The organism is Acinetobacter geminorum (genome assembly GCF_013009345.1).
In the GTDB taxonomy this organism is placed as follows: Bacteria; Pseudomonadota; Gammaproteobacteria; order Pseudomonadales; family Moraxellaceae; genus Acinetobacter; species Acinetobacter geminorum.
The window spans coordinates 267732-289360 of sequence record NZ_JABELE010000002.1 but is presented as its reverse complement, the minus strand read 5'-3'; the positions used below and the strand labels follow the sequence as shown (position 1 = coordinate 289360).

Genomic DNA, 21629 nt, shown 5'->3' with positions numbered 1-21629 from the left:
AATTAAAGGACCAATCTAGATAGTATAAAAGCCATCCAACCAAGGCAATTGTTGTCTATGAATATCGGGTTCTATTTAAAATAAATACAACAATTTAAAGAATTAAAAATTGAAATTGATATGTGAATTTAGACTGAATGGTTAAAATGAAAAAAATAATAAAAAGAGAATTGTTAATAATTACAACCGATTAAAAAATAAAGTTTGCTTTATAAAATATATGAGCGTATAAAGCTTACTTCCAATTGCGGGGTGGAGCAGTCTGGTAGCTCGTCGGGCTCATAACCCGAAGGTCGTTGGTTCAAATCCGACTCCCGCATCCAAAATATTATGCTCTGTGATGTACCACTTTTCATAATACGAAAATTATGAAAAGCAATTAGCTTATAAATAACCCTATATAAAGCTAAATATTAAATTCTAGACGAACTGTCCATACCTTAAATCTAGCGTTCTAATTACATACCGTAAAATCACATGAGCTCAGTGATGAGTGAATGATTGTGAATATAGTAAATGAGTGGCACATTGCCACAGCCGTAAATGGCAATGAAATTAATGTGAGGATTGTTCCTCATGTGCGTAAACAAAACTCTCTCGATGGATATCGTTGGGTCGAAGTTGGTAAAAAAATTCAACTTCAGTCTGGTGAAGAAATTGAGTTAAACCAAGATGGTAAAAGCTTCTATACCGGATTTAATCAACTTTATCGTTTAAATACATATTGTTGATAAAACCATGGTAATAAAGCGAGAAAACCTATCTCCTTTAAAGGAGATAGGTTTTTTTATATCTACAGTTTATATAAATAATTAAAGTTATAAAAAAGTTGAAGTGATTAAAAAAATTGTCTTATTATTTTAATTATATTTAATAACTCAATTAGCCTGCTCGCCAGAACTGGCGACCCATAACCTTAAAGTTTTTACCGTTCTCTTCTGTCACGCGTCGGTCTCTAAATTTTTCATTTAAGCTATGCAAAATTAAAGAACCATCTGCTTCTTTAAAAATCTGTTTAATCATCCCTTCGCCAGCAAAGTAAACCGCATAAATCTCGCCATCAATGACTTCTGTTTGAGAGATATCAATACCCACCAAATCTCCGTCTTTAATGTAATCTGTCATGCTATCGCCCTTAGCTTTAATAATACGCATGCATTCTTGAGCAACGCGTTTTTCTTTAAAGAATGAAGCAGGGAATGGAATTTTTCCATTAATAGCATCAAAGTGAAATTCAATAGATTCACCTGTCCCGCAAGAAAAGTTAGCTTCTACAACTTCAATCCAAACATACTGATCAGTAGATTCTGCACTCACTACAGTCGGGCTAAATACATCACTTTCTCTAAAAGAATCTTCAGTATTCCCCGTCGTTAACCAATAACCATCTACTCCTAAAAATTGGGCAATTAAAGGAAGAAATGCAGATTTTAAATTTTTCCCTGACTCTAAAGCCTGATAGGCGGGTTGCGACATCTTTACAGCTTCTGCCACTTCAGCCTGAGTTTTTTTGGCTTTAATTCTAGAGTCTTTTAAACGGTCTTTAAGAGCCATAATGGTTACACCAGTAAACTTATAACAAATATATAACTTAAGTTATATCTAGTAAAACAACTATAGTTATTGACTAATAATAACTATAGTTATAATATCAGTTATATCTCAAGATGAATAGAGAAATTTAAGAGGTGTCTAAGTCATTATTTATCGCTTTATCAAAACTTTGAGATGCAAGCTAAATTTATTTTGTTTCTATAGGTAGCAGAATAAAAGGGAGATAGCTCAATTATTATTTGCAAACAGGCTATCAAAACAAAAATTGGAATAAAAAAAAGCCCGATTCCGTGGATCAGGCTTAATGTTCGTCGATAAAGGGTATCAAGAACATGAAGAATTTAACAAAGATTGTGAGTCCTAACAAAAGTTTCCGATATACGGCAAAGCTTTATATGAACTTTTTGGTCAAAAAATTAAGGCGTGTAAAAAGTTTAATTCCAAAAAATTTAATACTTTTTTACATTTTAGGAAAATGAAGTATTTGTTTATAAATTAATGTCTTAAAGGTGATTTGTTTGGTTCTTTAAGCTTGTTGTACTCGTTGAAACGTTTCGAACACATATTTGTAGCCATAGCTTAGCTATATTGCTCAAAGAATGTATCAAAACCTCAAGAATAACAAACGATAAAGACGCCTTATTAACGAGTAAGTTGAGTTGGAGATAGTGAATGACTACAGCAATGCAGAACAGAGCTAAACAACTTAAAAATGCAAAACGTGGAGGGTATATCCCAACAATTGCCAAAGACGTGAACAAATATAAGGTACAAAAAATAAAAAGGGCACTTGAGGAGGCTAAGCAGATTGTAAATGAGCTTGAAGATGAAGCATTCGAATTCGATGATCAAGTCTCTATGCAAAAAGCGATTGGTGCAATCACAGTGATTGAGTTGATTGAACAAGCCTTAAACGGTGCACACTAACAGGCTTTAGCATACAAACATTTTTTCTCGGACCCCTGAAATAAATGGGGTCAAGGATAAGTTCGTCTTGCAATTTAGCGCAGCTTTAAAGCGTTAGTGTTTTTTATTGACTGTAATAAAGAAAACGAAGGGTATTAATAAACATTGAAAACCGCAAGCTGGTCAACGTGATGAGTTTTTAAGTTTTACCCTTTAGCGCAGGACAAAGTCATGGAAACAGTTTCTAGCAGTGGGTTAGCCACATTTTTAAATTTTTATAGTATTGCAATTATGGTGGCTCTAGCAGTCAGCTTAGTTGTCGCAGTTGTATTAATGATGCGTTTCCCTCGTTCTCCACAAGAATGGATTGTTGCTCTCATCTGTACAGTAGTTTCAAGCCTTACAGGCGGCTCATTCATTATTATGAAATGGAACCTGCATGAATGGGTATCCGATATTTGGGGAATGATCACCCTATCTGGATTCTTCTTTATCTGTGGTTTACCGGGCTGGGCTATCGTGAGATGGATATTTAACTTCATCAATAAACAAGAAGGTAAAACGATTGTAGAGGTCATCAAAGACCTAAAAAAAGCAAAAGATGATCTTCAAAATAGCTAAAGACAGCTTTAAATATAAAGGTAGAATAAAATGAATATTGACCAATACTTAGAAAAAATTATCAGCCGAGAAGGCGGATATGTTAACCATCCATCAGATCATGGCCATGCGACTAAATTTGGCATTACAGAGGCAGTCGCTCAATCGAACGGATATCAAGGCAATATGCAAGACTTGCCATTAAGCGTCGCCAAATCTATTTATAAGCAAAAATATTGGCTTGAACCCCAGTTTGACCAGATTAATGCGATTAGCCCAGCTATTGCAGAAGAGTTACTGGATACAGCTATAAATTGTGGCGTCAATTTTGCAAAACCTTTATTACAACGTGCTTTAAATCTGCTGAATAAGCAGGGGAAGGAAGGGTGGCCAAATCTTGTGGTAGATGGCCAGTACGGGCCTCTTACTTTACAAGCATTGGCTACGTATTTAAAAAGACGTAATAAAGAGGGAGAAAAAGTATTTGTGCGTATTTTAAATATTATGCAAGGACAGCATTATATTGAAATTACCGAGAACAATCCTAACTATGAGGATTTCTTTTACGGTTGGATATTAAACAGAGTAACACTCTAAAATGTATTAGAAGAGAACATGTTGAGAGAACAAAAGAAGTAAAAAGCCTAACCATGAGTTAAGGCTTTTTAACAAATAATAGATCGAGCAATGCTTTATTGTGCGATAAGTAAAATCGCAAGAAGAAAGAAAATAGCACCACTAATTTTATTGAGCATCGAGAAATTATTTCCGGATAACATTTTCTCTTTGAAAATCGAAGAAAAATTTGCGTAAACTAAATGAATTAAAAAGCCAATAAAACAGAAGGTTAAAGAAAGAATTAAAAATTGATTTAAAATCTCTTTCTTGATATCAATAAATTGAGGGAAGAGTGCGATAAAAAATACGATTGTTTTAGGATTAAGCAAAGATGCGAATAGCCCCTGATAAAATAATTTAGATTTACTTACAGCTTTATCGGTTTGTTGATCAGTCATTAACTCTTGGGTTGCAAGTTTTTTAGTAAAGTTTTTATATCCGAGATACATTAAATAAAATGCACCAATAAACTTTAAAACCGTAAAAATAGTAGGGTTACTGGTAATAATAAGTCCTACACCGCTGGCAGAAATTACAGCAATCACAAACATACCAATAATTAAACCACTTATTCCAAACAAAGCAGTTTTAACACCATAGTTAATTGAATTTGTGACAGTAAATAAAACTCCCGGTCCTGGGCTTAATAGGGTAAGAAATGCTATAGTTATAAATACTAAAAGACCGCTCACGCTGATATATCCTATTTATAAATTGAGGCAAGATTGTGCGGTTACTTTAAATGAGAAAATAATCGGTGTATACAGAAGGTTATGTATATTTAAGCCTTAAATAGATTAAATATTTAAAATATAGATTTTTATAAACAGGTCAGGAAAGTAAAACTATAAAAGTGAAAGCAACATAAACACACAACCTTAAAAATTGAGCGTGTTAGTATGTTAAGTCTATACCTCAAGAAATCTATAATATGACGAAAAATGAACGGCAGTTTAAATCTGGCGAGTTTCAATTTTCCTTTTTATCTTTTAAATATTGGGGTATATGGTTTTTAGCTTTTATTTTGATGTTATTCGCGATGTTACCTTGGTCTATTCAATGGCGTCTCGCTAATTTTTTATCAAAAATAGCATGGATATCTTTAGGTTCGAGAAGAAAAACAACACTACGTAATTTACAGGCATGTTTTCCTGAAAAAACACCTCTACAGATTGAAACAAAGGCCAAGCAAGTTTTCGTCGACACCTTAACTGGTGTGTTTGAAGCCCTAAACGCATGGTACTGCCCAAACTGGTTTAAAAGCCGTGTTCACATAGATGGGTTAGAGAACTTAACCAATAATCAGGAAAATGGCGTACTTTTATTAGGTACCCATAGTACGCTTTTAGATGCAGGTGGGGCGGTGTGTACTTTATTTTTTAATATGGATGTGGTTTACCGACCACAAAATAATCCATTTTTAGATTTTTTGATTCATCGTAGTCGGGCCCGAGTGTATAAAAATCAGATTGCTCGAGACAATATGCGCGGGCTCATACAAAATCTTAAGCATGGCCATGCGATATGGTATAGCCCAGATCAGGATTTTGGCCTCAAGCAAGGTGTAATGGCATCATTTTTCGGTATTCAGGCCGCTACAGTTACAGCCCATCGCAGACTAATGGATATCTCAAAAGCAGCGGCAGTTCCTTTATATTTTTATCGAAGCGGTAACATTCGTAATCCGCAATATCATGTTTTAGTAGAGCCAAAATTGGACAACTTCCCAAGTGGCTGTGAAGTCAGTGATGCTGAAAGGGTAAACAAAATTATTGAGAACCAAATTCGTATTGCCCCAACACAATACATGTGGTTTCACCGACGCTTTAAGACACGTCCTGCTGGTGAACAGAAATTCTATTAATGTGTAAATAATTAAATGTATTTCTTTCAATTAAAATATAAAATATCTGGTTTTTAATTGAAAGATCTTTAATTAAATCAATACGAAAGACGAAATGTAAACAGCATAGAATTTTTCTCGCTTTAATTATTTTGAATAACGATTGCAAATGATTTTGAAGCGTGTATAGTCGAACATAACTAACAAAATATTCTTGTCATCATAAATTTCTTTTTCGCAGTTTTATTTATAAGTCTTCGGTTCATTCAGATATTTAAGTTTTCACGTCTATTTTTTAGTTAAATTGGTTTCCCCAATAATAAGTTATAATATTTTAAGATTTAGGATAAATATATGTCTACTACTACTGGTACAGTAAAATGGTTCAATGAAACTAAAGGTTTTGGTTTTATTGCAGCTGATGAAGGTAAAGATATTTTTGCTCATTTTACCGATATTCAAACACAAGGTTTTAAAGTTCTCTTGGAAGGTCAACGTGTTGAGTTTACTGTAGTACAGGGTAAAAAAGGCCCACAAGCTTCAAATATTGTGATTCTTCAGAATTCATAACTTGATAGGGCATCTATAGTTGCTTTAAACATATTATTTAAATAGAATATGTTTAAAGCTAAAGTGCTTTGATAGAGTTTAAGAAAACCCACCATATCTTGTGGGTTTTTTATAAGTTTTAATTAAACTTATCTTTAAAATAAAAAGCAGAATAAAAATACGCTCTTAAAAGTACTTCTAAATTTTTTGTTAAAATATAAGTAATTAGGTATATGGTACTAAAATGGATATTTGTATTGGCGGCATTTTTGACGGTCAAAAAATAGAAAATCACAATGATTTTTTTAAGATAGAAGAGCATTACTCCGATAACAGTTCGAAGTATGTAAAACAACATTTTCACTTATTTGGAAAAATTTTTACTTTCTGGGTCTGTGATGAGATTGATCTGCAACAGGCAATCAGAAAAGCTGAGAGAATTTTAGCGAATAAGAAAGAAACTCTTTAGTTGTTTGAACTAGAACACTTCTGTGCCTTAATTTGGTTTAAAGATTTTCTTATTAAGTAATAGATATTCTTTATATAAGCTTAATAGAATTCATTACAGAATTTTTTACAATACTATTGTATACGTTACACAGCTTAACATTTTTTTTGTGGTATTTACTAACAATAGTAATACATTAGGCTTAAGCTAGAGTTGTTTTATTTATTGCGCAAATAAAACAAAACCCATTTTAATAATTTATATTATTAAAGTGGGTTCTTTATTCAGGCGGTCATTATTAATTCAACATTCATAATTAAATTATAGATAATATTTCTTTTTATAAGCCTCTCTTAAGAAAGGAAAACATTTTAAATGTTAAGTGCAGTACAGCCTAGTATTTGTTTCATTGGAAGTAGTAATTTAGCTTTGGCGTTAATAGGAGGATTAGTTTTAAAAGGATTTCAAAAACAAAAGATACATTTGATTGAAGAGAAAAAAATTAATGATTTAAATATTTTAAATCAAAAAGAAAATGGTTTAAAAAAAGCTGAAATTGTAGTGTTGTTATTAGATCCTAAACAGCTCAAAGAGACACTTATTCCCCTCAAAAAAGCGTTAGCAAATAAAATGATTGTTTCTATGATGGCAGGGATTGATATTGCTAACTTGACTCGTTTTACTGGTTCGAAAAAAATTGTTCGTGTAATTTCAAATCCTCCTGTACTAACGCATACGGGGACCCATGTACTTATTGCGTCAGAGCAAATGGACCAGCTTGATAAAGACTTAATCGAAATGCTCTATTCTGCAACGGGTCAGACTTTTTGGGCGCCGTCTGAAACTCAGACAGACGCAATTATTGCTTTATCTGGTTCGGGACCGGCTTATTTTTTCTATATTTTAGATAGCATGATAAAGACAGGGGTTTCTTTAGGTCTTGATAAACAATTTGCTCTAGATTTAGCACTCCAGGCGGCTAGTGGGGCAGTTGAAATGGTCCGTAAAAGTAATGTCCCGCCAGCAGATCTGTGTGGCAAGGTGACGTTGGCTAACGGGATTACCGAATCAGCACTCAGAATGTTTGAGTTAGGAAATGTATCTGATGATATACGTTTAGCTATGAAGGCCGCATATCATCGTAGTAAAGAAATCACTTCAGAAATTATTACTGAGGTGAGTTAACTCTTCTTGAGCAAACTAGGCTTTTAAAAGGTATTCCCAAATCACGAAGCCTAAGCCAAACCCAATAAAAGAGTAGAGAGTAATAATAAAGAATACAAAACTGGCCTTATTTTTTTTCTTCAAAATGTTCATGGCGATGCCTCCAATTCAGATTAATTACATTTTGAAGAATTGAAGGCTGTAATCATAGATACAGAATTTTTCAAAAAAAATATAACAGAGCTATGATCTGTTATATTTTTTAGGTTTTCTCTTGGTAAATATTTTAAAATCAATAAATTAAGTAATTAACTGTACGCGTTTAACCTTTTTATTCAATTAACATTAAATCGGCAGTATTAGCAGATTTGAGAGGGCGTAGGGCAAAGGTCGAACGTGTGTGTCGAATCCCCTTAATTGAATAAAGCTTTTTCCTTAAAAATCGTTCGTAATGGTCAGCATCTTTGACTGCTACTTTAACCAGATAATCGTAGTCGCCTGTGACGAGGTGATCTTCTACAACTTCAGGTATATCTGCTAATGCTTCACTGAAATTTTCTAGCATTTCGTCATCGTGGCGCTCTAAAGTAATTTCAATAAAAAAGACTTCATGAATGCCAATCGCTTTTGGGTTTACGTTTACCGTATATCCTTCAATAATTTTTAAAGTTTCCAGACGTTTCAGTCGAGTCCAGCACGGAGAAGATGAAAGACCTACTTCTTCGGCCAGTTGAGCAACGGTTAAACGGCCATTTCCACGCAATGCAGATAAAATTTTCCGATCTATACGATCTAGTGTGTATTCTGTTCTGTTCAAAATATAAACCAAAGAAGAATCTTCTGATAAAAATCAATATACTTCATTTTTATGCTGCGAATGTTTAAAATTTTTTAAAAATACAGGAAACATTTTGAGTCAAACGTACATACACTATTTCTATGCATCAAACCTTTCTGGATAGAGGTTGGGATGGAGCAAAGAGCACTGTTTCAGTAAGGGTGACTAAACAGTGCTCTTTGCGGATTTCATAAAAGAACAAATAACCATTTTTAAAGAATGAAATTATCTAATGTATTAATTGCTGTTTCTAGCTGATCATAATGGTGAATTTTTTCATCGGCTACAGTAGAGCAGATAGAAGGATCTGGGTGGAAAAAGATAGTTTTCATTCCGGCTTTATTAGCACCTTCAATATCGGCTTTAGGGTTATCTCCTACAAAAATACATTCATTAGGAGTACAACCAAGCTCTCTACATGCATACTCAAATATCTGTCTATCTGGTTTTCGCATACCTACGGCTTCTGAAACGATAATTGTAGAAAAAAACTCTTTGAGACCGAGTGCATAAAAATTATTTTCTTGGAAGGGGGATTTGCCATTAGAAACTAAGCCTAATTTATATCCTTTGTTATAAAGATTTTTAATTGCTTCAGGAACGCTCTCAAATGAAGAGCAAAACTTATTAAAGTCATTAACATAGGATTCAAGTAAGAAATCGACGCTAAAAGCTTGGATACTAAACTCTTCAATTAATTGGGAATAAACTAAGTCCTTCCAAACATTTCCATTGTTATCTAACTCAATAAATCTGGCGATAAAATTTTGCTTATTTTGTTGTGATACCAATTGAAAAAAGTTTACTTGCCATTCAACAAATTTTATAAGTGATGTATTTCTGTCCAGTAAAGTTTGATCTAAATCAAATAAAATAATATTTGGCATTTTGAGTGTTATAAAATTTTTAGATAAAGACAGTATAGCCGTCTATTTGATTTAAGAATTTTCAAATTTTGTGCTTACTATGTATTAAATTAAATAATAACTTTTATTTATCAATTGAAGAAAAACTAATCATTATTTTTTATCCAACTTTTCCTTTAATGTGATTCCATTACATAGAAGGAGCAAGGTTATGATCACCCAGCATGATATAAATCAAAAACAATATCAAAATAAATCTCTCGACTATTTAAACAGCCAAGCTCACTCTGAAGGTATTGAATTTAATAAATTTGTTAATGAAATTCAGAAATTTGAAAATGCTGTAGTCCTTGATTTAGGCTGTGGTGGTGGTCATGTCTCTTATAATGTTGCTCCTCATGCTGATCTAGTCTTTGCATACGATTTATCTCATGAAATGTTAGACACCGTGTCTAAAACTGCTAGCCAACGTAAATTAAAAAACATCTTTGTGCAGCAGGGCATTGCTGAAGATATGCCTTTTAGCGACCATCAGTTTGATGTGGTCATTAGCCGATATTCTGCGCATCACTGGCAGCATGTTCCGACTGCAATGAAGGAAGTAAATCGTGTTCTAAAGCCTGATGGCATTGTTATTTTTGTAGATATTATTAGTTCTAGCTCGCCTATATTGGATACGTTTTTACAGACGATCGAAACTATTCGAGACCCGAGTCATGTAAGAAACTATAGTGTGAAAGAGTGGGTCTATTTTATCGAAGATGCAGGCTTTGATTTGGTTGGTTTAGATAAACAAACGCTTTCGTTAGACTTTGATAGTTGGGTGAAGCGTATGAAAACGCCTGAAGATCAAATCAAAACTATACGTTATTTGCAGGAAGGTTCATCTGACCTTGTGAAGAAATATTTCAAAATTCAAAATGACGGTAGCTTTGAAAGTCATGTAGGTTATTTTGTCTTTAAGAAACTAGGGTTTTAAATTAGCAGAATGAGTAAGGGTTTTAGTAGATTAGAAATGAATTAAATATCACTAGAACTCTTTTCTCGAATAGCTTGAATTATATTAAAGATGACTATAAAACAAATCCAATATCATTTATTTGATAAAAATTAATCACCCAATTTTATTAAGGTGATTAAGTATTCAAAAGAGAAGTGGTTTTATTTAATTTTCTTTTTATTAATAGACACTTATGAATAATTATTATTTAATACGCCCGCAATATTATCACTAATACTTTTAATAACTTTGTCGGGGAAATAATGCGTATTTTTTTAGTAACAGTTCTCACTTTATTAGTAGGAACATCAATTTATGCTAGTCAAGAAACCAAGAATCTTCTAGAGCAAACACAATGTGAGAAAGCAGTTGAACTACATGGCTTTTTAAGCCGTGCTCAACTTGATTGTAATTCTCACTATTATTCAGAAGAGTTAAAGGATGCTGCAGCAAAATGTACTAAACATGAGCTAGGCGATAAATACGGTAGAGAAGTCATGAAGTTTGGTATGAAGCAATTTGAAGAGCGCAAAAGAGAAGATGCAAAAGGCCATCTATGTAGTAAGGTTTTAAAAGATTTCCCAAACTATATTAAAAAATAAAAAGGTTTTAAAAAACCGATTCTAGCAAGCCGATAAGATGGATTTAATTATCCATTTTATCGGTGTATCACGACATAAAATTTACCAGTTGAACCAGAAAACACACTCTAAGAAGCAGTCTAATACTATATTGACACTTAAAATTTCTTTTAAATGAATAGAATTGAAGAATTAATAGAGATATATTTTAAAAGGTATATTCATTTTTTAATACTAAAAAAGCTATTAGAAGGGCGTAAAATTATGACTATAAAGGAAGTTGCAAGTCCAATTGACCTAAGAAAAGCGGCTGATGCTCTAGAGTGGGCTGAAGAAGTAAATGTGAAACGCCCTTGGAGATATGAATTTTTTAGCATGTATGTGGCTGAGATTAAGTCACTTAATCTCAAAAAAACTAAGATTCTTGAGATAGGTGCTGGTACTGGCTATTTGGCAAAAATTCTATTAGAAAATATAGAGTCTCTGGAATATACAGCTTTAGATTTTTCTGAAGCTATGCATGAGTTGTCCAGAAAAAAATTAGGATCATTTGCGAGTAAAGCTAACTACTTAACTGCCAATTTTAGAGATTATGGGTGGTACAACGTATGCCAACAAGAAACTTTTGATGTCGTCATCATTCACCAAGCTTTACATGAGTTAAGGCATAAAGATTTTGCTAAAGAGTTTCATATGCAAGTTAGAAATCATCTCTTAAATACAAATTATTTATATATAGTGACCGATCATATAGTCAAAGATGAGGAAGGGATGAAAAATAAAGGCTTATATATGACTATTGATGAGCATATAAATACATTTTCTTTAGCTGGTTTTAAGAGTGTTGAATTATTAAAAGAAAAGAATGCATTATGTTCTTTCAAAGTTTCTTAAGCTGCTTTCAATAATTATCCCATTTTATAAACCAAATCTTCTGTATTGGATTAATAAACCCTTTTACTAAAATTATTTTAAAGCTTTATTTGTAGCCAATATCACATTGACACCTAAAACCCCTCCGATTATGCTTTGCCTGCTGGCCACATTGCCAGCCGGCTTTGACAGGCTGTTTTTCATCTAGGGCACCAAGAAAGTAATTTTTTGGTGGCGAACTCGTTCGTCCCCCCTTCGTAGCGGTAGGACGGAGGTGGGACGCCTTGTGCGTGCCGGTTCCTAGATGACTGGTCTGTCAACCCATCTTCGTTCTGCCACCATAATTATTTGACAGTAATTCGGTAGAACTTCTATTTTATCTAGGAGTCCGCTATGCGTACTATTTCTTCTTTATTGGCTTTTGCCAAAGTCTCTCTATTCATACCACTCGAGCAATCTATAAAGCGGTTCAATCGACTCTAGGTTTTCTACACCTTAAGAATCTAAAACACAGCAACTATAAAACTTGAGATAGGTCAGCACGCCATTTTGTGCGGCTTTTGCATGCCTGTTTTTTAGCACTCATTTTAAGAGTGACGGCATTTCTATCTCATTTACATACAACAAAAAATTATTTTTAGCGGTATATCTATGCCAAATTTACAATCTTCCTTTAAAGCATTAAAAGTGCTTCACGTAGCAAAAGACTTATTTAATCAATATGGATTTCACAAGGTCGGTGTTGACCGAATTATTAGTGAAGCCAAGGTTTCCAAAGCCACTTTTTATAATGCCTTTCACTCAAAAGAACGGCTAATCGAGAGGTGTATCAGTCTCCAAAAAGACACGCTAAAAGATAAAGTGTTTTCCATTCTCTATTCTTACAATGAACTCATGGTGCTGGATAAACTTAAGCAAATTTATTTTTTACATGCGAGTTTAGAAGGGCCATATCATTTACCCTTTAAGTCATTGTTTGAAATCAAAAGAGTCTATCCCAAGGCCTATGGCGTTACGATCGAGTACCGAACTTGGTTCATCAATGAAATTTATAAACTACTTTTATCCGTCAAAACTACTGCCTCAGTCGAAGACGCTTACATGTTTTTATGTATGATTGACGGGGCAATGTTCCGACTTTTTGAAAAAAATAGTATTGATGAAAGCGCGCTAGTTCGATTGTTTCTTTTTAATCTTTGTCGGTCTAGATAACTCTTAAACGAAAGAAAGCCTCCCAAAAAGAGGCTTTACTTTGTATTGAAATAAGCGCTTAGCTTGATTACACAGGTTTTGCGGCCTGCGCCATTCCTTCAAAATATTGAACCGCAGGCGAGCGAGCCATATAAGCTAAAGCTTGCTCGGTGTCTCCCTCATGAATTGGGTTAAATTTTGGTGAAACCCATCTTAAAGTCGCTTTCCACAAATATTTAATAGTCGGTAAGTTGTCTGAGCGAGTCGCAGTTTTTTCAAATTCTCGAATAATTTTGAAGTAGCCACGGCGCATCAATTTTTGAATATCTTCATGCTCTAAATCTTGCTTACCTAAACTACGGGCAAAGTCAGCAAGGAAGTAAATAAACAGTGGAAAAACCGCCGCCATAATCACTTGGCGCGACACATAAAACCCAAACTTGTTTGTTAAAAGGTGCTCAAATAAATCGTAAGCAACACAGCGATGTTCTACTTCTTCAGCCAAATGCCAACGGAACAAATCTGCCATAGCAGGGTCAGCTTGGTCCCAAGTCTTACTGTCCAGCGTCCATTGACCAATGGTTCCCGTAAAGTGCTCGATTGCAGCAATCACGCCCACTCGGAAAAGTAACCAATATTCATCAAGCTTTTCGCCTTTTAAAAAGGGTATGCCGAGCGGTTTGTCACCCAATAAAATGTTAAAAACAAAATGGGCACGGTTGAGTGTTTCTTGAATGTCGTAACCATTTTCACGTAAGAAGTCCTGTGCTTTTTCATGCGCACGTGCATGAGCAGCTTCTTGGCGGACAAATCCAATCACTTCTTGTTTTAGGGTTTCATCGGTAATTAAGGGCAGGGTTTTATTAAACACACGGCAAAACCAAAACTCACCAGCTGGCAAGAGCATGTTAATGCCATTGGCGACATGCGAGCATAGCGGATCATTCGGCATCCAACAGACCGATGATTCGGTAAAATCGAAATGTACCTTTCTGGCTTTAAGCTGATGATTCCCTGTGATCATATACGTCACCTTATTCATAATTGTTCATTTAATGCGAATGCACAATTTTTAGCACTAAGTAAAAACGATCACCATGTGCTTAAGGGACAAAATGAACCACAAAAAGGTTTGTAGAGATAAAAGCAGCTCCGTTAAAGACTAGGTGAATTTGAAATAAAACGAGGTTAAGTTTTATTTATTTTAAATATGAGATAAATAAAAAAGGCTCCTTTATAAAAAGGAGCCTTAGTTTTAGATTTTAGTAATAAACTAATTTTATTTTATTAGTAAAAAATAGCTTATTTAAAAAAGCTAACTATTTTATAGTTATATTTAGAAGTCTAGATCGCTTGCCACTGATCTTTAACTTCCTCTGAATTTTTATTCAGAATGACTTGGTCTTCTTTTACTTCCCCAATCCATCCTGTAGGAATAAGGTGATGTTGACCACTTTCATCTCGGGTGAGTTTTAACTGGTTTTCACCTTCAAGATGATCGACTGTTCCTACTTTAGTGCCACAAGAAGCAATAACATCTGCGTGTTTTTTAATATCATTAATATTTAAAGTGTTCATTTTAGACCTCTTCTGTAGAAATAGAAAAACGGTAACAACTAAATTACTTTAAATAATGAACTAAATGTTGAGTTTTTAATAAACCTTACATGATCGGTTTATAAGTTCACTTAATGGGTGTATTTGAATAACAATGAAATAATTAGATATAAAACTAATAATATTTATCTTTTTATTACAATTTATATGTTTATTTAAACAGAAGTATTTAGATATGGTTAAATCAAGTCTTATAAATAATTATTTGCAATGAATATTAAAATACCTATAAATATGACGATATTAAGTATATTGAGTGAATTTGAAGCTGCCTTAGCTGAAGATAAAAGTAAGCTTCGTATAGATTTGCTCAATCAATTGGTAAGTTTAACTCACAATTTGCCTCACCCAGCTTCTGGCCAAACCTATCAACGTTGGCAACTTTTTGCGCAGATTGCTGGAGTCGACTTAAGTTTAGCTAAGCTTTTTGAGTCTCATTGCGATGCTCTAAGCATTTTGAGTGAATTGGGTTATCAACAACAAATAGATGACCAGACTTGGGCTGTTTGGGCAGCAGACGGTGGACCAGCGCCATTACAAGTGGAAGATAGTCTTTGTAATGGCATCAAGCTTTGGTGCTCTGGTGCGGAATTTATTCAAAAAGCTTTAATGAGTTATAAAGATCAGCAAGGGCAGGCGCAGCTTTGTATTGTTGACTTAAGTCATCCATCCATTACGACCGATTTAAGCCACTGGCATGCTGTAGGCATGCACGCAACACAGACTGCACAAGTTCGTTTCGAGAATACGCCTGTTCAGATGGTTGGTCAGCCAAACAGTTATTTAAAACGCCCAGGTTTTTGGCATGGTGCAGCAGGTGTTGCGGCCTGCTGGTACGGTGCCGCCGTAAGTCTAGCCGGTTTTTTACAAGAAAGCTGTCAGGCAAATCCGAATCTTTATAAAAAATTGTATTTAGGAGAAGTCGCTCAGCAGCTAGATATCACCAAACAGTATTTTCAATATGTGGCCAAGCTGATAGACCAGAAACCAATGCTAAGTCATGAGCGGGAAATTCGAATATTGCGTGCCCAAACAGAACAATGCTGTTTGAGTGTTATTGAAAGAGTAGGTAAAGCCTTAGGCGCTCGTCCTTTTTGTGAAGATGCCACATTTGCTCAGCTCATGGCTGATTTGCCTGTGTTTATACGGCAAAGTCATGCCGCGTTTGATTATGAACAAATTGCAGAACTCTGTGTATCGGAGCAAAGCCTATGGGAACTTTAAAACATCCTTTGGTTGAAGACCGCGTTATTTTTGGTGAGGGTACGGCCAAAGAGCAATGGTTAAAGGCATTTAAAGAACAACCGTTAGCAGCTTTAGATCTTGAGCTATTTCGCTCAAAAAGAGTGGTAATTGTTGCGCCACATCCGGATGATGAAGTGCTTGGCTGTGGCGGATTAATGCAGCAGCTTGTTGCACTGAACTGCAAGATTTTGGTTTTAGCGGTAAGTAACGGTACCCAAAGTCATCCTAAATCTACAAAATATCCTCCAGATCAGCTTAATATTCTTCGCCCGCAAGAAAGCTTGGCAGCCTTAAATTGTCTAGGGGTAGCAAAGTCAACCGAGCATATAGAGCTTAATTTGTTAGATGGCCAGATCCATTTGCAAACCGAACAACTGTGGCAGAGTTTAGACAAGTTAGTTCAAGCCGACGATATTCTAATTTGTAGCTATGAATTTGATGGTCACCCAGACCATGAAGCCGTGGGTAAAACCGTACAAGCCTATGCAACCGCTAAGCAACTACTCTGTTTACACGTATTAATTTGGGCTTGGCATTGGGCAGAGCCTTTAGACCCACGAATTGATTGGCACCGAGCAAAAGCCTACCGCTTAACCGAAGAACAGCTAACTAAAAAACGTCAAGCAATTTTGCAGTTTAAAACCCAACTTGAAGCAGATGAAACCACGGGTAATGCTGCGGTTCTCTCTCCAAGTGCGATTAAACGTCTTTTAATACCTCATGAGGTTTATTTGAGTGATTCATTCTCGCGTGTACTTTGAAGATTTATATCGTCATAACAGTGATCCATGGGGCTATGACGCTCACTGGTATGAAGCCCGTAAAAGACAAATTTGTCTCGCGCTGCTGACAAAACCCCGCTATCCAAAGGTGCTAGAAGTGGGCTGTTCAAATGGACATTTAAGTTTTCATTTGGCGCAAAGAGCTGATGAGTTAGTGTGTATAGATGTCTCTGAGCGTGCTGTTCATTTAGCTTCCGAGCGGCTACAAGAGTTTGAGCATGTTGTGGTTGAGAACAGGAAAATACCCGAAGACTACTCAATTCAAAAATTTGATCTGATTTTAATTAGTGAGATGGCCTATTACTTATCCAAGGATGAATTACATCAGTTTATTGAAAAGTTAAAGCATAGTTTAAATGATGATGGCGAGATTCTGTGTTGTCACTGGCGTCATGAAATTCAAGATTTTGAGTTAAACGCTGAACAAGTTCATCAAGCTTTTCAGCAACATTTCCCATTTCATCATTACCTCAGCTTAAACGACCCAGACTTTATGATTGATCTGTGGACGGCGAACACTTCCTCTTTAGCACAGCAGGAAAAACTAAGATGAAAATAGGTATCGTCATTCCAGCACATAACGAAGAGCACTATCTATCTGCCTGTTTGCAATCTATTCAGGTCGCCATAGATAATATTTCTGGTTATGAGGTAGAAGTGCTTGTTGTACTCGATAACTGTACAGATCAGTCGCGGTTGATTGTACAAAGCCATCAAATCAATTGGATTGAATGCAACTATGCATGTGTAGGGCAAGCGAGGGATTTAGGAATCCGTCATTTAATCAGGTGTGGCGTCACTTGGATTGCATGTACTGATGCAGATACCGTGGTGAGTCCAGATTGGCTGCGCTATCAAATCCAGCATCAACCTACAGATGCAATTTGCGGCACTGTGACGCTAGATGATTTTAGTCATCTCTCTATAACGAAACAGCAGAAATATTTAGCGCACTATAAAGATCAGATGGATCACGCGCATATTCATGGGGCAAATTTAAGTTTTAGTGCAGAGGTCTATCTTTTGGTTGGTGGCTTTGAGCCTATTTCATGTCATGAGGATGTATCTCTAATCAAAAAATTGATCAATCATTGTTGCAATATTACTTGGAGCAATCTGGTTCGAGTAACTACAAGTAGTCGTTTAAATGGACGCGCACCTCAAGGTTTGTCGTCTTTTTTAAATAATCTCTAATGACCTAAATCATCACTTCGCCCAATATCGAAATATTCTTTAAATTTTTAGGATCATATTTAATATTAATAATGCTACCGACTTTATATTTATGTTGATCTTGCTTAGCAATAAGCACCTTTAGATTTTCAGTAATGATTTGGCCTTGCTCAGTTTGGAATTTTAATTTGATATAACATAAAGGGCGATATTGCACCTTAGCTAATGAGTCTTGAAAATATACGACCTCGGCAGAAGTCATCTTTCCTCGTTTATAAATCAAAAATCTTCGAACCTGACTTTTAAGAAAAAATGTCCAAGCAATATAGATAAATAATAAGCTGAACCAGACCACTCCAATAAAAGTTAAAAAGTCAGAAAATTTCACTCAATACAACCAGAAGCCTTCGTTTAGCACATTATTCTAAAGGAGCTGATAGCTTCGATCTACTTTCTAGAATCAATCTTAAACATAAATAGGCAAGGGGGTGAAATTAAGCAATTCGATTTAAATTTGAGTGGGTATATAACTTAGTTGTTGTATTTATGACAACATATGTAAACAAACCTTATTATAAATGTCCTTAACCCCTAAAATTCTAGAAAAGAAAGTTTTAAGGTGTATAGGTTTGGATTTTTTAAATTTTTTCCGTGATATTCGGGGTGAGTTAAGCCAATATCCTTGGCTAGAGATGTTTGTTTCACTCACTATTTTGATTTTATTTGCAGCAATAGCAAATTTTATTGCTAAACGCATTATTGTTCGGGGCGTTCGTCATTTAGTCACAAAACTCAAATCTCCGAATCAATCTATTTTTGCTCAGCATAGCGTTATAAAGAAATTTGCAAATATTGTTCCTGCCGTTGTGATTATGAACGGTATTGCAACGGTTCCTCATCTATCTCCGAAGTTTATTGCTTTTGTGGAGATGGGCGCGCAAGCATTCATTTTTCTTACACTCGCGCTTACGATCAGCGAACTATTAAATATCTTTAACCTTATTTATCAGCGTAATCCGAAATCTAGAAATAAGCCGATTAAAGGTTACTTACAGCTGGTTAAACTCATTTTATTTGTTGTGTGTGGCCTCATGATTTTGGGAACATTCCTTAAAAAGGATGTATTCACTTTACTTGCAGGTTTTGGTGCAATGGCAGCGGTATTAATGCTGGTTTTCCAAAACACCATTTTGTCTTTGGTGGCGAGTGTACAAATTGCCTCTTACGACATGGTACGTATTGGCGACTGGATTGAAATGCCATCACTCAATGCAGATGGCGATGTAATTGATATTTCACTGCATACCGTGACTGTTCAAAACTTTGATAAAACCTATACCACCATTCCAACCAATAAGCTCGTGACCGATACTTTTAAAAACTGGCGAGGCATGAGTAATTCAGGTTGCCGTCGAATGAAGCGCTCACTTTTCATCGACCAAAGTAGCGTTCATTTCATGAGTGATGAAGAGCAACAAAAGCTCAAAGACTTTTTATTGCTAGATCAATACTTAAATGCAAAGAACTCTGAGATTGAAGAATTCAATAAGCATTTAAGCAATCAATCTCGTTACAACAAGCGCCGTCTAACCAATATTGGTACATTTAGAGCCTATGTAGAGTTTTACTTGCGTCAGCACAAGGGTATTGCTCAAAATCAAACCATTATTGTTCGTCAGTTACAGCCGACCAGTCAAGGGTTGCCACTGGAGATTTATGCATTTACCAACACGATTGCGTGGGTTTCTTATGAAGCAATTCAGTCAGATATTTTTGACCATTTAATTGCGATTCTTCCCGAATTTGGTTTACGTGTTTACCAAGCACCTTCGGGTCATGATTTGCAAAGATTAACGGCAGAAATTCACCCCAGTTAAGTTTTAAGCTATAAATAACAGCAGTTAAACGAATTTGAAAAAGCTCCCAGACGGGGGCTTTTTTACTCATACTCTTCACAAAAGATTAGCCGGCAAACCAAATATTCTGATGATCACACATGGGACTCAAATGCCTAATACGTAGATTGTCTTGCTCAAAATCACCAATACTTCCAGTAATATCTAATCTATTGCCTAAGCCGATCTGCTGACCTTTATAACTTAAAGTGCTTTTTTCATCATCCCATTGAGCAGTATGTTCAGGGAAGACAATGAGTATATCCTTCACATAAAGACATCCTTGCTTTAACTCTAAATTTCCTTTTAAGCGTGCTGAACCAGAAACGCCATTAAACTGATAGACTGGGAGTTTTACAGCATCGGGACCATCGTCTGCTTCTTGTTGATGACATCCTGCAACAAGGGCAAATACCATGGTGTAAATCACTTTATTATAGATACCCAATTTTGTTCCTATAGGGGTTTTCATATATTTGATAGTAATTGACTAAAGTTACATATCAATCTTTAGATTGTTAAAGAAGATTTCATCCCATTACCGCTCGAACTTCAAAGTTGAAGTCCAAATGAGTTTATTTATGGGGGATGAAATTTTTGGTTATTATAATTTATGTATTTGTATATTGTTATCTTTTTTCATATGCTCTTTAAGACGTAATATGCCGTGTCATTCGCCAAAATAATAATGCCAGAAGGCTAACACCTGCGCCGAGTGCACACACGCCAAACCATCCAGCATAAGCATAAGTCGCTGTTGTACTAATTGCGCCTAGTCCACTACCTACCGCATAAAAGAGCATGTATAGACCAACAAGCCGACTATGCGCTTCTGGGCGAGTACGAAAAATCATACTCTGGTTGGTGACATGTAGGGCTTGTCCACCTAAGTCTAGCAATACGATGCCAATCACGAGTGCCCAAAGCGAATAGGACATGAGTGAAAGTGGAGCCCATGCAATTAATAATATTAAAAGTGCAGCCAAGCTTGTACGCTGAGCATATCCACGGTCTGCCCAGTAACCGGTACGCGCAGCAGCCAAAGCACCAATCACCCCAACGAGCCCAAAAGACCCAATTACAGTATGAGAAAAGTTATAAGGCGGGGCACTTAACGGTAGTACCAATGCACTCCAGAAAATATTAAATGCTGCAAACATGAGTAAAGCTAACACACCGCGCACTTGGAGCACTTTTTCTTGGCGTAGCAGTTTCAACATAGAAGCCAGAAGTTGAGGGTAGTGAATGGCACTGGGTTGAATATTTAAATGAGGAAGTCGTTTCCAAAGGGGCAAAGCAATTATGAGCATGATGATGGCTGCGCAAAAGTATACGCCGCGCCAACCCGCTATATCACTAATGCCTCCTGAAAATACACGGGCAAGCAGTAAACCAATGAACACACCACTTTGTGCGGTACCTACTACATGTCCTTGCTCATGTGGGGCCGCAGCACTTGCAGCATAGGCAATAAGCCCTTGTGTCATGGCTGTGCCGAGGAAACCCACCGCAAGCATTCCTACCAAAAGAATAATCGTAGAATGGGCAAAGCCAACCACGAGCAATGCAGATATCAAAGCCAATAACTGTAGGGCCATTAACCGACGCCGATTTACCAAATCACCCAACGGCACTAAAAAGATTAAGGCTAGCGCACAACCTATTTGAGTGGCTGTCACCACACCACCAATGGCGACATGACTCACATTAAAGTCACTCGCCAATATGTCGAGCAAGGGCTGTGCATAATAGACATTTGCTACGCTTGCACCACTTGCTATAGCAAACAGCAAAATTACGCCACGAGGCATGTTTGAAAGCGGTTTATCACTTTCGGAGGATGAAGTTGAAGATGCAAGAGAAGCTTTCATGGGCCTAAATCCATT

General features: G+C 35.8%; 26 protein-coding genes, 1 tRNA gene and 1 pseudogene. 18 read left to right on the top strand and 10 right to left on the bottom strand.

Going from position 1 to position 21629, the window contains the following annotated elements:
- The first annotated feature begins 246 nt into the window (after nucleotides 1-246).
- Together HJG58_RS03210 and HJG58_RS03205 are read left to right on the top strand one after the other, a co-directional pair.
- Nucleotides 247-323: transfer RNA gene (locus HJG58_RS03210), tRNA-Met, on the top strand.
- 174 nt (nucleotides 324-497) lie between these two features.
- Nucleotides 498-731, top strand: coding sequence for a hypothetical protein (locus HJG58_RS03205; protein WP_005070233.1), 234 nt, complete (start codon nucleotides 498-500; stop codon nucleotides 729-731).
- Between the two features lie 151 nt (nucleotides 732-882).
- On the opposite strand, the gene HJG58_RS03200 is transcribed toward HJG58_RS03205, so the two are convergent.
- A complete protein-coding gene (locus HJG58_RS03200; protein WP_002119885.1) occupies nucleotides 883-1554 on the bottom strand; it encodes an XRE family transcriptional regulator in 672 nt (223 codons plus the stop codon).
- Nucleotides 1555-2226: 672 nt separating this feature from the next.
- Between HJG58_RS03200 and HJG58_RS03195 the strand changes: the two genes are divergently transcribed.
- The 3 genes from HJG58_RS03195 (at nucleotide 2227) to HJG58_RS03185 (ending at nucleotide 3657) form a co-directional block, all read left to right on the top strand.
- Nucleotides 2227-2481, top strand: coding sequence for a hypothetical protein (locus tag HJG58_RS03195; protein WP_039757565.1), 255 nt, complete (start codon nucleotides 2227-2229; stop codon nucleotides 2479-2481).
- A gap of 210 nt (nucleotides 2482-2691) precedes the next feature.
- Nucleotides 2692-3081, top strand: coding sequence for a hypothetical protein (locus HJG58_RS03190; RefSeq protein ID WP_002119864.1), 390 nt, complete (start codon nucleotides 2692-2694; stop codon nucleotides 3079-3081).
- 30 nt (nucleotides 3082-3111) lie between these two features.
- Nucleotides 3112-3657, top strand: coding sequence for a glycoside hydrolase family 108 protein (locus HJG58_RS03185; protein ID WP_170247900.1), 546 nt, complete (start codon nucleotides 3112-3114; stop codon nucleotides 3655-3657).
- Nucleotides 3658-3752: 95 nt separating this feature from the next.
- Here HJG58_RS03185 and HJG58_RS03180 read toward each other — a convergent pair whose 3' ends face one another.
- Entirely contained in the window at nucleotides 3753-4370 is a 618-nt protein-coding gene (locus HJG58_RS03180; protein ID WP_170247899.1) for a LysE family translocator, read from the bottom strand.
- A 239-nt stretch (nucleotides 4371-4609) separates the two neighbouring features.
- Between HJG58_RS03180 and HJG58_RS03175 the strand changes: the two genes are divergently transcribed.
- From HJG58_RS03175 to HJG58_RS03160, 4 genes are all read left to right on the top strand, one after another.
- Entirely contained in the window at nucleotides 4610-5542 is a 933-nt protein-coding gene (locus HJG58_RS03175) for an LpxL/LpxP family acyltransferase (RefSeq protein WP_170247898.1), read from the top strand.
- A gap of 333 nt (nucleotides 5543-5875) precedes the next feature.
- Entirely contained in the window at nucleotides 5876-6091 is a 216-nt protein-coding gene (locus HJG58_RS03170) for a cold-shock protein (RefSeq protein WP_032037901.1), read from the top strand.
- A 223-nt stretch (nucleotides 6092-6314) separates the two neighbouring features.
- On the top strand, nucleotides 6315-6539 hold the full coding sequence (locus HJG58_RS03165; RefSeq protein ID WP_032037905.1) for a hypothetical protein: 225 nt from the start codon (nucleotides 6315-6317) through the stop codon (nucleotides 6537-6539).
- 354 nt (nucleotides 6540-6893) lie between these two features.
- The gene (locus tag HJG58_RS03160) at nucleotides 6894-7703 is read left to right on the top strand and encodes a pyrroline-5-carboxylate reductase family protein (RefSeq protein ID WP_170247897.1); all 810 of its coding nucleotides are present in this window, start codon (nucleotides 6894-6896) and stop codon (nucleotides 7701-7703) included.
- A 15-nt stretch (nucleotides 7704-7718) separates the two neighbouring features.
- Here HJG58_RS03160 and HJG58_RS03155 read toward each other — a convergent pair whose 3' ends face one another.
- The 3 genes from HJG58_RS03155 to HJG58_RS03145 all read right to left on the bottom strand — a co-directional run bounded on the left by HJG58_RS03155 (nucleotide 7719) and on the right by HJG58_RS03145 (nucleotide 9407).
- Complete coding sequence (locus HJG58_RS03155; RefSeq protein WP_108008433.1) at nucleotides 7719-7835, bottom strand: hypothetical protein; 117 nt, start codon at nucleotides 7833-7835, stop codon at nucleotides 7719-7721.
- A 178-nt stretch (nucleotides 7836-8013) separates the two neighbouring features.
- On the bottom strand, nucleotides 8014-8499 hold the full coding sequence (locus tag HJG58_RS03150) for an Lrp/AsnC family transcriptional regulator (protein ID WP_216076493.1): 486 nt from the start codon (nucleotides 8497-8499) through the stop codon (nucleotides 8014-8016).
- A gap of 233 nt (nucleotides 8500-8732) precedes the next feature.
- The gene (locus HJG58_RS03145) at nucleotides 8733-9407 is read right to left on the bottom strand and encodes an HAD family hydrolase (RefSeq protein ID WP_170247895.1); all 675 of its coding nucleotides are present in this window, start codon (nucleotides 9405-9407) and stop codon (nucleotides 8733-8735) included.
- A 190-nt stretch (nucleotides 9408-9597) separates the two neighbouring features.
- Here HJG58_RS03145 and HJG58_RS03140 point away from each other — a divergent pair, with 190 nt between their 5' ends.
- From HJG58_RS03140 to HJG58_RS03125, 4 genes are all read left to right on the top strand, one after another.
- Complete coding sequence (locus tag HJG58_RS03140; protein WP_170247894.1) at nucleotides 9598-10365, top strand: class I SAM-dependent methyltransferase; 768 nt, start codon at nucleotides 9598-9600, stop codon at nucleotides 10363-10365.
- A gap of 284 nt (nucleotides 10366-10649) precedes the next feature.
- The gene (locus HJG58_RS03135; protein WP_170247893.1) at nucleotides 10650-10988 is read left to right on the top strand and encodes a hypothetical protein; all 339 of its coding nucleotides are present in this window, start codon (nucleotides 10650-10652) and stop codon (nucleotides 10986-10988) included.
- 243 nt (nucleotides 10989-11231) lie between these two features.
- On the top strand, nucleotides 11232-11861 hold the full coding sequence (locus tag HJG58_RS03130; RefSeq protein ID WP_170247933.1) for a class I SAM-dependent methyltransferase: 630 nt from the start codon (nucleotides 11232-11234) through the stop codon (nucleotides 11859-11861).
- Nucleotides 11862-12491: 630 nt separating this feature from the next.
- Nucleotides 12492-13052 (top strand): TetR/AcrR family transcriptional regulator, encoded by a 561-nt coding sequence (locus tag HJG58_RS03125; RefSeq protein WP_170247892.1) that lies wholly within the window; start codon nucleotides 12492-12494, stop codon nucleotides 13050-13052.
- A gap of 67 nt (nucleotides 13053-13119) precedes the next feature.
- Here HJG58_RS03125 and HJG58_RS03120 read toward each other — a convergent pair whose 3' ends face one another.
- A complete protein-coding gene (locus HJG58_RS03120) occupies nucleotides 13120-14055 on the bottom strand; it encodes a metal-dependent hydrolase (protein ID WP_017481400.1) in 936 nt (311 codons plus the stop codon).
- A gap of 320 nt (nucleotides 14056-14375) precedes the next feature.
- Nucleotides 14376-14609, bottom strand: a complete 234-nt coding sequence (locus tag HJG58_RS03110; protein WP_014206240.1) for a DUF2171 domain-containing protein — start codon at nucleotides 14607-14609, stop codon at nucleotides 14376-14378.
- A gap of 249 nt (nucleotides 14610-14858) precedes the next feature.
- Here HJG58_RS03110 and HJG58_RS03105 point away from each other — a divergent pair, with 249 nt between their 5' ends.
- The 4 genes from HJG58_RS03105 to HJG58_RS03090 are packed head-to-tail and all read left to right on the top strand — an operon-like array spanning nucleotide 14859 to nucleotide 17869.
- A complete protein-coding gene (locus HJG58_RS03105) occupies nucleotides 14859-15872 on the top strand; it encodes an acyl-CoA dehydrogenase family protein (protein ID WP_170247891.1) in 1014 nt (337 codons plus the stop codon).
- Nucleotides 15860-16654 carry a PIG-L deacetylase family protein gene (locus HJG58_RS03100; protein ID WP_170247890.1) on the top strand — a complete coding sequence of 265 codons (795 nt, stop codon included), beginning with the start codon at nucleotides 15860-15862 and terminating at the stop codon, nucleotides 16652-16654. Before HJG58_RS03105 ends, HJG58_RS03100 begins: the two co-directional genes overlap by 13 nt.
- On the top strand, nucleotides 16629-17228 hold the full coding sequence (locus HJG58_RS03095) for a class I SAM-dependent methyltransferase (protein WP_170247889.1): 600 nt from the start codon (nucleotides 16629-16631) through the stop codon (nucleotides 17226-17228). Before HJG58_RS03100 ends, HJG58_RS03095 begins: the two co-directional genes overlap by 26 nt.
- Entirely contained in the window at nucleotides 17225-17869 is a 645-nt protein-coding gene (locus HJG58_RS03090; RefSeq protein ID WP_171545199.1) for a glycosyltransferase family 2 protein, read from the top strand. Before HJG58_RS03095 ends, HJG58_RS03090 begins: the two co-directional genes overlap by 4 nt.
- A gap of 4 nt (nucleotides 17870-17873) precedes the next feature.
- On the opposite strand, the gene HJG58_RS03085 is transcribed toward HJG58_RS03090, so the two are convergent.
- Nucleotides 17874-18236: a DUF3592 domain-containing protein gene (locus HJG58_RS03085; RefSeq protein WP_170247887.1), complete on the bottom strand. Its 363-nt coding sequence runs from the start codon at nucleotides 18234-18236 to the stop codon at nucleotides 17874-17876.
- A 241-nt stretch (nucleotides 18237-18477) separates the two neighbouring features.
- Here HJG58_RS03085 and HJG58_RS03080 point away from each other — a divergent pair, with 241 nt between their 5' ends.
- Nucleotides 18478-19725, top strand: a complete 1248-nt coding sequence (locus HJG58_RS03080; RefSeq protein WP_032003974.1) for a mechanosensitive ion channel family protein — start codon at nucleotides 18478-18480, stop codon at nucleotides 19723-19725.
- 85 nt (nucleotides 19726-19810) lie between these two features.
- On the opposite strand, the gene HJG58_RS03075 is transcribed toward HJG58_RS03080, so the two are convergent.
- Both HJG58_RS03075 and HJG58_RS03070 read right to left on the bottom strand, forming a co-directional pair.
- Nucleotides 19811-20215 carry a hypothetical protein gene (locus HJG58_RS03075; protein WP_170247886.1) on the bottom strand — a complete coding sequence of 135 codons (405 nt, stop codon included), beginning with the start codon at nucleotides 20213-20215 and terminating at the stop codon, nucleotides 19811-19813.
- 132 nt (nucleotides 20216-20347) lie between these two features.
- Nucleotides 20348-21614: pseudogene (locus tag HJG58_RS03070) on the bottom strand (MFS transporter).
- Nucleotides 21615-21629: the final 15 nt, after the last annotated feature.

Coding starts and splice junctions, on each gene's coding strand:
- HJG58_RS03120 (WP_017481400.1), bottom strand. CDS start 14,055: ATGATCACAGGGAATCATCAGCTTAAAGCCAGAAAGGTACATTTCGAT.
- HJG58_RS03105 (WP_170247891.1), top strand. CDS start 14,859: ATGAATATTAAAATACCTATAAATATGACGATATTAAGTATATTGAGT.
- HJG58_RS03190 (WP_002119864.1), top strand. CDS start 2,692: ATGGAAACAGTTTCTAGCAGTGGGTTAGCCACATTTTTAAATTTTTAT.
- HJG58_RS03195 (WP_039757565.1), top strand. CDS start 2,227: ATGACTACAGCAATGCAGAACAGAGCTAAACAACTTAAAAATGCAAAA.
- HJG58_RS03155 (WP_108008433.1), bottom strand. CDS start 7,835: ATGAACATTTTGAAGAAAAAAAATAAGGCCAGTTTTGTATTCTTTATT.
- HJG58_RS03165 (WP_032037905.1), top strand. CDS start 6,315: ATGGATATTTGTATTGGCGGCATTTTTGACGGTCAAAAAATAGAAAAT.
- HJG58_RS03125 (WP_170247892.1), top strand. CDS start 12,492: ATGCCAAATTTACAATCTTCCTTTAAAGCATTAAAAGTGCTTCACGTA.
- HJG58_RS03145 (WP_170247895.1), bottom strand. CDS start 9,407: ATGCCAAATATTATTTTATTTGATTTAGATCAAACTTTACTGGACAGA.
- HJG58_RS03130 (WP_170247933.1), top strand. CDS start 11,232: ATGACTATAAAGGAAGTTGCAAGTCCAATTGACCTAAGAAAAGCGGCT.
- HJG58_RS03205 (WP_005070233.1), top strand. CDS start 498: ATGATTGTGAATATAGTAAATGAGTGGCACATTGCCACAGCCGTAAAT.
- HJG58_RS03135 (WP_170247893.1), top strand. CDS start 10,650: ATGCGTATTTTTTTAGTAACAGTTCTCACTTTATTAGTAGGAACATCA.
- HJG58_RS03185 (WP_170247900.1), top strand. CDS start 3,112: ATGAATATTGACCAATACTTAGAAAAAATTATCAGCCGAGAAGGCGGA.
- HJG58_RS03200 (WP_002119885.1), bottom strand. CDS start 1,554: ATGGCTCTTAAAGACCGTTTAAAAGACTCTAGAATTAAAGCCAAAAAA.
- HJG58_RS03090 (WP_171545199.1), top strand. CDS start 17,225: ATGAAAATAGGTATCGTCATTCCAGCACATAACGAAGAGCACTATCTA.
- HJG58_RS03175 (WP_170247898.1), top strand. CDS start 4,610: ATGACGAAAAATGAACGGCAGTTTAAATCTGGCGAGTTTCAATTTTCC.
- HJG58_RS03140 (WP_170247894.1), top strand. CDS start 9,598: ATGATCACCCAGCATGATATAAATCAAAAACAATATCAAAATAAATCT.
- HJG58_RS03170 (WP_032037901.1), top strand. CDS start 5,876: ATGTCTACTACTACTGGTACAGTAAAATGGTTCAATGAAACTAAAGGT.
- HJG58_RS03160 (WP_170247897.1), top strand. CDS start 6,894: ATGTTAAGTGCAGTACAGCCTAGTATTTGTTTCATTGGAAGTAGTAAT.
- HJG58_RS03075 (WP_170247886.1), bottom strand. CDS start 20,215: ATGAAAACCCCTATAGGAACAAAATTGGGTATCTATAATAAAGTGATT.
- HJG58_RS03100 (WP_170247890.1), top strand. CDS start 15,860: ATGGGAACTTTAAAACATCCTTTGGTTGAAGACCGCGTTATTTTTGGT.
- HJG58_RS03110 (WP_014206240.1), bottom strand. CDS start 14,609: ATGAACACTTTAAATATTAATGATATTAAAAAACACGCAGATGTTATT.